Annotated in this window: 10 protein-coding genes; 2 read left to right on the top strand and 8 right to left on the bottom strand. The window is 46.1% G+C overall.

All coding sequences use genetic code 11. The features are described 5' to 3' along the window. Positions 1-244 (bottom strand): YgjV family protein (locus ACX5KA_RS07080; RefSeq protein WP_458730757.1); only part of this gene is annotated, 244 nt, incomplete at its 3' end. A gap of 222 nt (positions 245-466) precedes the next feature. Here ACX5KA_RS07080 and ppiC point away from each other — a divergent pair. Further along, positions 467-748 (top strand): peptidylprolyl isomerase PpiC, encoded by a 282-nt coding sequence (ppiC, locus tag ACX5KA_RS07075; protein ID WP_012520075.1) that lies wholly within the window; start codon positions 467-469, stop codon positions 746-748. 82 nt (positions 749-830) lie between these two features. Here the strand turns inward: ppiC and ACX5KA_RS07070 are convergent, their stop codons facing one another. The 3 genes from ACX5KA_RS07070 to ACX5KA_RS07060 all read right to left on the bottom strand — a co-directional run bounded on the left by ACX5KA_RS07070 (position 831) and on the right by ACX5KA_RS07060 (position 3,442). Continuing rightward, complete coding sequence (locus ACX5KA_RS07070) at positions 831-1,577, bottom strand: hypothetical protein (protein WP_458730756.1); 747 nt, start codon at positions 1,575-1,577, stop codon at positions 831-833. Positions 1,578-1,752: 175 nt separating this feature from the next. Then, positions 1,753-2,859, bottom strand: coding sequence for a FecR family protein (locus ACX5KA_RS07065; protein ID WP_458730755.1), 1,107 nt, complete (start codon positions 2,857-2,859; stop codon positions 1,753-1,755). Next, complete coding sequence (locus tag ACX5KA_RS07060) at positions 2,852-3,442, bottom strand: sigma-70 family RNA polymerase sigma factor (RefSeq protein WP_014999965.1); 591 nt, start codon at positions 3,440-3,442, stop codon at positions 2,852-2,854. Before ACX5KA_RS07060 ends, ACX5KA_RS07065 begins: the two co-directional genes overlap by 8 nt. 209 nt (positions 3,443-3,651) lie before the next feature. Here ACX5KA_RS07060 and ACX5KA_RS07055 point away from each other — a divergent pair, with 209 nt between their 5' ends. Continuing rightward, the gene (locus ACX5KA_RS07055; protein ID WP_458730754.1) at positions 3,652-6,816 is read left to right on the top strand and encodes a TonB-dependent receptor; all 3,165 of its coding nucleotides are present in this window, start codon (positions 3,652-3,654) and stop codon (positions 6,814-6,816) included. A 29-nt stretch (positions 6,817-6,845) separates the two neighbouring features. On the opposite strand, the gene ACX5KA_RS07050 is transcribed toward ACX5KA_RS07055, so the two are convergent. The 4 genes from ACX5KA_RS07050 to ACX5KA_RS07035 form a co-directional block, all read right to left on the bottom strand. Continuing rightward, a complete protein-coding gene (locus tag ACX5KA_RS07050; RefSeq protein ID WP_039221919.1) occupies positions 6,846-7,028 on the bottom strand; it encodes a DUF6435 family protein in 183 nt (60 codons plus the stop codon). 169 nt (positions 7,029-7,197) lie between these two features. Beyond that, entirely contained in the window at positions 7,198-7,899 is a 702-nt protein-coding gene (locus tag ACX5KA_RS07045; RefSeq protein WP_039221582.1) for a DUF6445 family protein, read from the bottom strand. After that, positions 7,878-8,621 carry a SapC family protein gene (locus tag ACX5KA_RS07040; RefSeq protein WP_318483425.1) on the bottom strand — a complete coding sequence of 248 codons (744 nt, stop codon included), beginning with the start codon at positions 8,619-8,621 and terminating at the stop codon, positions 7,878-7,880. Before ACX5KA_RS07040 ends, ACX5KA_RS07045 begins: the two co-directional genes overlap by 22 nt. A 27-nt stretch (positions 8,622-8,648) precedes the next feature. Continuing rightward, on the bottom strand, positions 8,649-10,217 hold the full coding sequence (locus ACX5KA_RS07035) for a tryptophan halogenase family protein (RefSeq protein WP_458730753.1): 1,569 nt from the start codon (positions 10,215-10,217) through the stop codon (positions 8,649-8,651). Positions 10,218-10,224 lie beyond the last annotated feature (7 nt).

The following is a 10,224-nucleotide window of genomic DNA, read 5'->3' as shown; positions in this document are numbered from 1 at the left end:
ATGTACAGCAAAGATCAACAGACCCTAGCGATATTAATATAAATAGATAGGCGACACTGCGGGAGCGGGTTTTAATTGAAATGCCTGTTCTTACCACTGAAAGCAAGGCACTTAAGCATGCGGTTACGGCACCAAGTAGCGCAAAATGCAGGGCGTGATTTAAATTCATCACCACCATCATTATTCGCAGGTGCTGATCATCACGCTGATAAAAGCACAAAATGCCAAGCGCAAAACTCAGCATTCCTATTGCCTGGGCCAAGTCAAATTCTGGTAACAAAAGGGAAGGCTCGTCAATGATTGATAAAGGTTAACGATACGCAGTTTTTAAACAGCAGAGTAGCCTTTACATCGCTTTTTTAGCCCAACACATCACATTGACTAATGGCAGGCGGGTTGTTCACTAGGGTATACTCAGCGTGCACGATATTATTCTTAAACCTCCGATACAAATTAGGTCCTTTCCATGGCAACGGCATCTGCACTTCACATTTTGGTTAAAACAGAGAAAGAAGCGCTTTCTATTTTAGAGCAGCTTAAAAAGGGTAAGGATTTTGCGACGTTAGCAAAGCGTCATTCTAAATGTCCGTCGGGCAAGCGTGGCGGCGATCTTGGTGAATTTCGTCGAGGCCAAATGGTAAAAGCCTTCGACGATGTGGTATTTAAAAAAGACGTGCTCAAAGTACACGGGCCGGTGAAGACCCGTTTCGGCTACCACCTTATTAAAACGCTTTATCGTAGTAATTAAAACCAAAGCCTTTTAAACCAAAGCCGAAGCAAGCCCGATCCATTCAACAAGCGTTTAAAGTATGTCCTAGCTAATTACCTTGTTAATTGCCCGGCTCCCACTTTTCACCGCATACTGAATTTTCGGTAAATATGGCGTACGGGCTGTTGGTGTCGTGCAGTGAATTGCGTAGCGCTGCGCCGTGATCTACCGTAATAAATGCTGTGTCAGAGGCCTTACCTTGTTCATCCAGCATAAAGTAGTCGCTGGAGTAGCTTGTTAGCATCATGCGATTGTCGTAACCCATATCGCTTAAGCGAACCCGGGTAATGGCTTTAAATTTAGCATCGGGGTTAGAAAGGCCTACGATTTTCTTAAAAAAGTAGCCTTTATCAGACTGCAGCTGGGAAAAACCATTTAACGTGTTTATCAAGGTTTTTAAATCTATTGCTTCGCGCTGCAGCATGAAGTCGTGCTGGATGGCATTGCCATCTTTTCTAAGGCTGTCTTTCGACGGTGCTTTACCAGCAGTATAGGCCTGCTCTGCTTCCATTGAAGAAAGGTGCGCTTGCCCTTCCTCTGTATAGTGAATCAGTGCGCTCGTATTCATGTTTACGTAGTAGTCGCTGATCCCCGCAGGTACCACTTCAAATAGCATAACATCTGGGGTTACGGCGCCTCGTTCTTCAGGCGTTTGAGGGCCTTTAGTGACGCACTTGTCAGAGATGAAATAGTAATATTGGCCAGCTTCAATGGCGAAAGCTGTATTAGATAGCACCGCGCAGGTGGCCATAAGTAGTAGCCTAAAAGTGAGCTGCTTAATTGCCGTTACAGTGCTGCCTATTTGCATATCAAAGACGCCTTATTGTTTGATGCATTTATCTATAATACCAATGCGTGCGGGCTGGTATAAGGCGCCATTGTAAGGGGTAGTGGCTAAAAGCGCGAGCTAAGCTTTGGAACGCGGTTTCAATGAAGGTTGTAGCTAATAAAGCTAAGTAAGAACCTATGAGCCAAGCACACCGTTAACGGGGGCGAAGGACAATAGTGTCGCTAGAGTAGTCTGTAGATATCTGTAAATTGTCGGCAAGGGCGGCAATAAGCGCATCTACGTCGTTGGTATTGAATAGCCCTGCTACTTGCATATTGGCAAGCGCTGCATCACCTAAAACAACCGTTTTATCCGTATATCGGCTTACTTCTTCAATCACGTCAATTAATGGCTCGCCGCGAAATACAATCTTGCCTTCCCGCCAGCTTAAATCATTCGCGATATCTTCATCTGACACTGTCTCGATAGTGCTGTTGGGTAAAGATAAAAGCGACTTTTCACCTTGAACTAACGTCAGTGGCTGCGCCTGCGGTTTAATAATTGGATCAATAATGCTTTCGCCATTCGCTTTGTTAAGTGTATAGCTGGCGACTTCTACCACGCCTTCGGTAACTACCAGTTCAAGGTCGCCGCGATGATATTGCACATTAAATGCAGTACCAACCGCCTGTATAGCTTTACCTGCTGCAAGTACATTGAGCGGGCGGGATTTGTCTTTTGCCACTTCGATATGAAGCTCACCTTTGACAAGCTGAATAACCCGTGAGGTTTCAGTAAAGGCAATGTTCACTTGAGAGTTGGTATTAAGCCATAGTGTACTGCCGTCTTCTAAGCTAATACTTTTGTGCTCGCCCGCTTTGGTCGTGGCTTGTAGCGAGTAGTTTGCTACCTGTAAAGCAGGTTCAGTTTGATTAGAAGACGAGAATAAATTTAGACCCTGATAACTTAACAATCCAACCATTAGGAGCGAAGCTGCAATGGCCAGCGGGCGCTTCCAAGCCACAGTACTGTTTGTTTTGTGTTTAGCGTTAGGCTCAGGTGTATGAGGTACGATATCAGCCAATTCGCTAAGCACAGACATTTTGTCCCATAACGCTACCATCTCTAGGAAAGTGTCTCGATGCAATGGCGTTGCAAGCCATTTTTTTAGCGCTTGCCTTTCCTCGTCATCAAGCCCCTCGTCTAGCTTCACAAGCCATTCGCTAGCAACATCAAGCACACGATCATCGCTATTAAATTGAACAACGTTGCTTTGGGTGTCTGATTTGTCGGTTTTAGTTTCGTTTTTAGAACTATTCATGGGCGTCTCTCTTTACATCCGCCGAGCTGTGTTGCCCACCATTTTGATAAGCGTTCGGCCGTGTATACGACGTTGTTTGTCGTCGCATAAATAAGGTGCATCTTTTTATCCCTTCAGCAATATGCTTTTCCACGGTTTTTTCGCTTATCTCTAATTCCTGGGCAATCTCTTTAAGAGAGTAGCCATACACTTTCTTCAACACAAATGCGCGCCTGCATTGTTTGGGTAGGGCGCGCACTGCATCACAAAACAACTTAAACTCTTGCTGGGTAGCGTTGTTGTGAAATGTTTCATCTTCAACACCGCTAATTGCACTTTCCAGCGCTGCCGCAACCTCTACGCTGTCGTCTACCATGCGCGTATCAGCACGCTTTAAATGATCGTAGGCCAAGTTTTTTGCGGTCTTAAACAAAAACGACTTAGGCTCTTTAATATGCTCAGTAGATTTAGCCTGACACAAGCGGACGTACGTATCTTGTAGTATGTCGTCGACTTCTTTAGGCGGCACAAGGCGCGATAGCATTTTGGCCATCGAGCCGCGCGCCGACATATAGGCATTATGTATGGCTGTTTCTATGGGCATATTGTTATTTTTTATCGTTGTTAATTACTAAGACGACAGCCACGCTATTTTCCCCCAGTATTTTCAACATTATCGCTCAAAAATTAAATTTGTTAATGGGTTGTATATAATGCGGCGCTAGTTTAAAACAACACCAACAATAAAGAGGAGGGTGACGCGTAGGCATTGCCCCTTCATAAATTAATAATAACAATAGCGTAAATACAATTATGCCTGTGGCAAATAACCCATTCGACACACAACCCAAGCTGCCTTTTAAGCCTAAAGCTTTAACGGTTGCGCTGTGTATGGTGTCGTTCGGCGCAAGTCACACCGCTATTGCTCAATCGGTGCTTCCTCACCAACAAGCCAAAGTAATTGCTCAAAATAAGTCACCGCTTCCAGCGATAAATTTCGCTATTCCCGCACAAAGCGCAGATGAGGCGATCATCGCGTTTGCAAATCAGGCCGAGTTAACCGTAGTCTTTCCCTTCAATAAAGTCAGACACGTCTTTGCCAACGAAGTAAGTGGTAACTATACGCCGCAGGAGGCAATTAAAAAGCTTTTAGCTGGTACGGGTCTGAGTGCTCACATTGTTGATAACACACGCATAAAAATAGTGCCTGCTAGCGATGGCGATGAAAACAATCACTTGCTAGGTCGCCTGTTTAACGCCATTACCGCACAAGACGATAGCTTGGTGACCGTACCGGATGAGCAAGGTAGTTACGACATTGAATACATTGAAGTAAGGGGCTTGCGAGCGCGTGTTGCTCAATCGGTGGGGATTAAACGCAACGCGAATGTCATCATTGATACTATCCAGTCGGTGGATATGGGGAAGTTCCCCGATCAGAACCTCGCAGAAGCGCTGCAGCGTGTGTCTGGCGTATCTATCGACCGCGCAGAAGGGGAAGGGCAACTTGTTACGGTGAGGGGCTTTGGGCCGGAATTTAATCGGGTTTTATTAAACGGCAGGCCTATGGCAACCGATAAGCTCGGGCGCGAATTCAGTTTTGATACACTGGCTTCTGAGATTGTCAGCAGTGTAACTGTGCACAAACAAAGCCAGGCGACCATGCAGTCGGGTGGCATTGGCGCTACGATCGATGTTCAAACTGCTAAACCTTTATCCTTCAAGGGAATGCGGGCGGCTGGCAGCGTCAAAATGCAGTACGATACCAACTCACAACAATACGCGCCTTCAACGTCTGCCATGTTCAGCAACACCTACTTAAATAACTCGTTTGGTATTCTAGCCTCTTTTACTCAGCACAAGCGCCAAGCGCGGTTAGAAGAAGCGCAAATCGATGGATGGTTGGTGAATACTAACGTACCTGAAAGTGAGCTTTCTGAAGACGTTCCTACGCTATACGTTCCCAGAAATTACGATCAAAGAGTGCGTTTTGACGATAGGACCCGTACGGGGTCTGCACTCGTTTTACAGTATAGACCTAACAACAAGCTAGAGCTTACTGCCGACTATCTGGGGTCGACATTCGATGTGGAGACCTCGGCAACCTCAATGGGGCATTGGTTTACATCGAGTAATCTTGAAGATGTTACGGTTGATAAAAACGGCACGGCGGTGGCTTTTTCACAAAACAGTGGGCACGCCACCGACTTTCACGCGCGCACATTTAACCGTTCATCGACCTTGAAAAGCTTCGGTTTTGCAGCAAACTATATCGCGAGCGATAGCGTAATTGTTGATGCTGATCTGTCTTATTCAATGGCTAATGTCGATGACAACAACGGAGAGGGCAATTCACTCTCTCTTATCGGCTACTTAAATCGTTCTTCATTCGACCATACTCAGTCAAATATATTGCCGGCTATATCGGGCTTTGAACAAGCCAACCCTCGTCAAGTTAACGCTTTGGGTGAGCCAGTGGGGGTATCCCATTACTTAGACCCAGCTAACGGCCGTTCTCATGTGATGCTGCGCAGAGGATGGAGTGTTGACGACGATATAGGGCAAGCAAAAATCAATGTAAGCGTGCTTGGCGACGATAACTGGTTTAGCAAAATTGACGTTGGCGGAGCATTAACTCAGCGAGAAAAAGCCAACGAAAGAAGAGACAACGAAGCCGACGCAAGACACTGTAGTTTTTGTGGCTATTTTGATGCACCAGATATTCCCGATAGCTTTCAAACCATATTTGACGCAGGCGACGATTTTCTTGGGTCAATTAGTGGGCATGAGAACATACCTCATCAGTGGCTGCGTCACGACGGCGATACATTATTTCGTTACTTGGAGAACGCTGGTGATGTCAGTTTAGCCGCTGAAACCCGGGGGAGTTCTTTCGCGGTTAAGGAAACCGTGTATGCGGGATATGTTCAAGCCGCTATTGAAAAGGATTTTGCGCCTTGGTTTATTGATGTGCATGCAGGGCTACGGGCTGAGTATACTGACGTAAAAGTAAGTGGTGTCGACGAACAGTTGTCGGCGTTAGTTATTTTAGACCAAACCGAACTGGGGCAAGAATTCGGCGCCTCGGTAAGTATTGATGAATCGTCAAACTACACCAATGTTTTACCTAGCGTAAGTTTTAAAGCCAGCTGGTTAGATAGCTGGGTATTTCGCGCGGCTTACAATCATAGTATTACCCGTCCAACCTTAGAGCAGATGGCGCCGGGTGTAACCTATACCACCACGCGACAAGGTGGCGATTTGCGGGCGCGTATCGGAAACGCACAGCTATTGCCCTTTGAGGCAAAAAATATTGATGTGGCTGTGGAGCATTACTACCAGGAAAATAGCTATATATCGGCAGGTTATTTTAGAAAAACGGTAGACAATTTCATTGTTAATGAAAGCAGTACGCAAACCTTTAATAACGTAACCGACCCTAGTACCGGCACAAATCCAAACGCGGCTGACGATGCCGATGCGTTAGCGCAGTTTTCCGTAATATCTCCAAGCAATGGCGAGTCAGCAACGGTCGAAGGGGTCGAGATAGCAGTGCAGCATTTGTTTGGCGACTCAGGGTGGGGAATTCAGGCCAATGCGAGCTTTGTAGACAGTAACGCTGAATTAGACACTGCCAATATTCGCTCAACCTTTGCGCTTACGGGGTTGTCGGGTGCCAAAAACATGGTGCTGTTTTATGAAAAAAATGCGCTGCAATGGCGGGTGGCTTGGAACCAGCGAGAAGGCTTTTTGCAGTCACTAAACCAAACCCAAAGCACCGAGCCTACCTTTGTTAGCCCTTACCAGCAGTGGGATATGAGCCTTTCATATCAGTTCAGCCCTAGGGTTTCTGTATTTTTTGAAGGTATCAACATTACCAACGAAACCGTGCATAAGCGCGGCCGATTTAGCAATCATCTCTTGCTCGTGCAAGATGCAGGAGCTCGCTATGCAGTGGGCGTTAATATCACCTACTAACCGCCTTATTTATCCTGGTTCATAGCGCTCTATGATTTTGGCGTACCTTGTTCCAATGCCTCTATTTCTTTCCATAGCTGTTCAGATTGTGCTGTGAGCAAGGAGTACGTTTTTATATCGCCGTTTCTTTGCGCATGCATGGCTTTCTCAAGGAGGGCGTCATACTGCTTTCGCATCTTTTTGGTTGGGTTGCTTTTGAAAAGTCCAAACATCATAAATATCCTATACGGTGATTTAGCGAGGAAACGTTTGAAAATAAAGTTTCGATCACCTTTTTGTATGAATAAACCTTCATGAATACGTTGCACAAGGCACACTAATTGTGATGCTACACGCGCAGACTACTCTATAGATGTTACGTCATGCCCAGTTAAAAGTGGGTCAAAAAACGATACTGGCGTTTGCGGTTAGCCTGCCTTCTTTCACATCAACAGAATCTGAAATATCGTTAGGTAAACAGCCGCTGTGCAGCAAGTTGGCTGGATACAACACGGCACGATTAAACATAGGCTCAATGCGGGCGATTTGGGTGTACATGGCGGTATCACCGTTTATGTACGCTTTAGGTGGTAACCCTACGCTGGTGGCCTGACGTTTTAAGGTTTTAAAATAGCCTTCGTACTGCGCTGCGTTAACCCGTTCTAACCCCGTTTCAATATGTCGATAGAAAGCAGTACCACCCAAAGGAGCGCTAAACAGATAGTGCACCAATGCCCATTCATTATCCTTTTGCGTATCGATGTGCGGAATACATTGAATGGGCGATAAGCTTTTCGGCGCTTGATTGGCTATGGAAAGTTGCACTAGGGGTAGATGAAGCGGTTTTTCCACGCCAAAATTTTGTAGCCCATTATGCGTAGCAAGTTGGCTAAAAAGTTGGGAAAGCGAGGTATGTAGGTGTTCCACATACTCCTGGGGCGGGTGACTCCTCACCCCCGGATAAAAGTCGCCATCTCGTTTCGTAAACGGGTGGTGTTGCGCAATTGTTTCTACCAAACTCAGCGGGTTTGGTATGAAATTATCGATTATGATAATCGGTGTGGATTGCTCACCAACCTTAATTAATTCGTAGTTTGAAACCATGCGTCTGCGTTTTTATTCGCCTTGTTCTTTTTGTCGATAAGGGCATAGATTTGTGCGTTTGACGCTATGAGCGTGTAAATGCTTTGCAGCATGTGTTGTGCATGCAAATCAGCAATTGCGTCAGCGCTAAGCGCCGCTAGCTTATCTTCGTCAATGGTATATAACCCTGTTATAGACGTTTTGCTTTCGTTTTCAAAGGTAATATCTAGAGTGAATGGTGTAATAAGGTTGTACTGTTGTAGGGCGGCAATAAAACGCTGATTTTGCGTTTCACCGTCAAGAAGCTGAGCAAGGATCTGCTGCTTCTCTAACAGGTAGCTGCTAGGCTCTCCTGTGTTATCAAAGAGCGGCGTTCCTTTTTCTTCGCTTACTGAGGCATTATCCATATCAATGCACAGCACCCGGTTACTGCTGTCAGCGCTTTGCGCTTCCGTTCCTACATAAAAAGGCAAGCGTTCAAACTGTGCGGGAATATAAACCGCATCCCATTCACCTTGCTGCCAAAATAGGTTTTCTTTTTCTTCAAAACCTAACAAGGCAGATAAGCCAAATTGTCCTGAGTCGTCAAACTTGGTAATCACCACGGGATAATGAACCACTAGCTTATTTAGCTCAGAGACCACCACAGGAACAAGGTGCTGATTGGCGCTTAGTGACAATGCATCGTCGGTTACTTTCAAATCTGCATGCTGTTTATTATTAATGGCAACCATATGAGTCATACGTAGGTCCTGCTTATTGATTTGCTGTTAAACGGCCTGCAGGCCGAATTGGTGAATTTTATTAATAAGTTCGCGATGTTTAGGCAGTTTCTCCACCGCCATGGCGCGAGCTTTCCTGTTCTGCATCAATTGCTGCTTGGCAAAGTCGGCGTTCACCCATTGCTGATGTGTAGCTAAATCTGAGGTAAACCCCATTCCGTACAGCACATATTGATAGCTTGCCGCGGGAAATACCTCGTTGTTGCTGGTAAAGTCTTTGTCACTAGGCGGGTGGTATTGCCACAGTGCGAGTAATTCTTTTAATGAATCGGGAATAGTATGACTATCGCGATTGTCCCGCCAAAATGCGCTGTCTTCTCGCTTACTTAGCATGTAATGCAGCTTTAAGAAGTCGATAATTCGCTGCCAACGGTAGGAAAAGGTGTCATTGAAGCGCTTCGCCACAATATCCATCACGGCTCGGTTTGCGGGTAACTGTTCGGCAATCATTGAGGCAGACAGCTCAACCAGTACAAGCGCTGAGGCTTCTAAAGGCTCTAGAAAGCCCGCCGCTAGCCCAACAGCCACGCAGTTATTTTGCCAAAAGTGCTGCCTGTGTCCGCTTTGAATAGTAATGTCTTTTACGTTTATCCCATCTATGCCGTTTAACGTGCTGGTTTGGCGTACGTATGAGTCTAAGCGAGCATAGGCTTCATCTTTACTTTGGTGCCTACTGGAGTAGACGTGGCCTACACCTCGGCGTGACTGCAAACCGATATCCCAAATCCAACCGGCGTCTTGTGCGGTGGAGATAGTGTGGGATGCAATAGGACTTTGCGGGGTGTCATAAGGCACGTGTACGGCTAATGCTCGGTCTATAAAAAGTACATCGTCACAGGGAATAAACGGCACCTTATAGTGTTCGCCGAGCAGCATAGATTTGAAGCCGGTACAGTCAACAAAAAGGTCGCCCTCTACTATTACCCCTTGCTCGGTGTGAAGGGCTTTAATATCGCCGTTATCGCTGCTTTCGACGCGGTTAACGTCGGCTAACACATGGTGTACACCTAGTTTTTCAGTACAGTGTTTGGTTAAAAAGGCGGTAAATTTCCCTGCATCTAGGTGATAAGCATAATTTGCGGTGCCTGCAAACTCTGCGTGACGTATGCTTTTAGGTGCACAGCCTGCTTCGCATATAGCTTCCTGAACACATACTGCATGGGAAAAAGATTCGTTTAATTCGGGTGCAACAGACTGCCAATAAGGGCCTAAATTTGTTTGCGAAAACCCTTGGGGCAGCATGAGAGGGTGGTAGTAAAAATCGTGCTCTTCACCTGTAGTCCATTTAGCGAACTTTGCCCCTTGCTTGAATGTGGCGTCACATTCCTTAATGAAGGTGGTTTCACTAATACCCAACGCAATCAACGTAGATCGCATGGTAGGCCAGGTGCCTTCCCCCACGCCAATAATAGGCACATTGGGGCTTTCTACTAAGGTTACTTTAATGTCTTTGCGGATAGCGCATTGATGTTGCGCTGCAATACGACCAGCCGTAAGCCACCCTGCGCTGCCGCCACCGACTACTACAATGTGCGTTATGGGAGTTGCTGTTGTCATACTGTGT

It is taken from the genome of Alteromonas alvinellae (genome assembly GCF_902705805.1).
The sequence above is the reverse complement of the archived record's forward strand: the minus strand, read 5'-3'. Positions and strand labels throughout refer to the sequence as shown.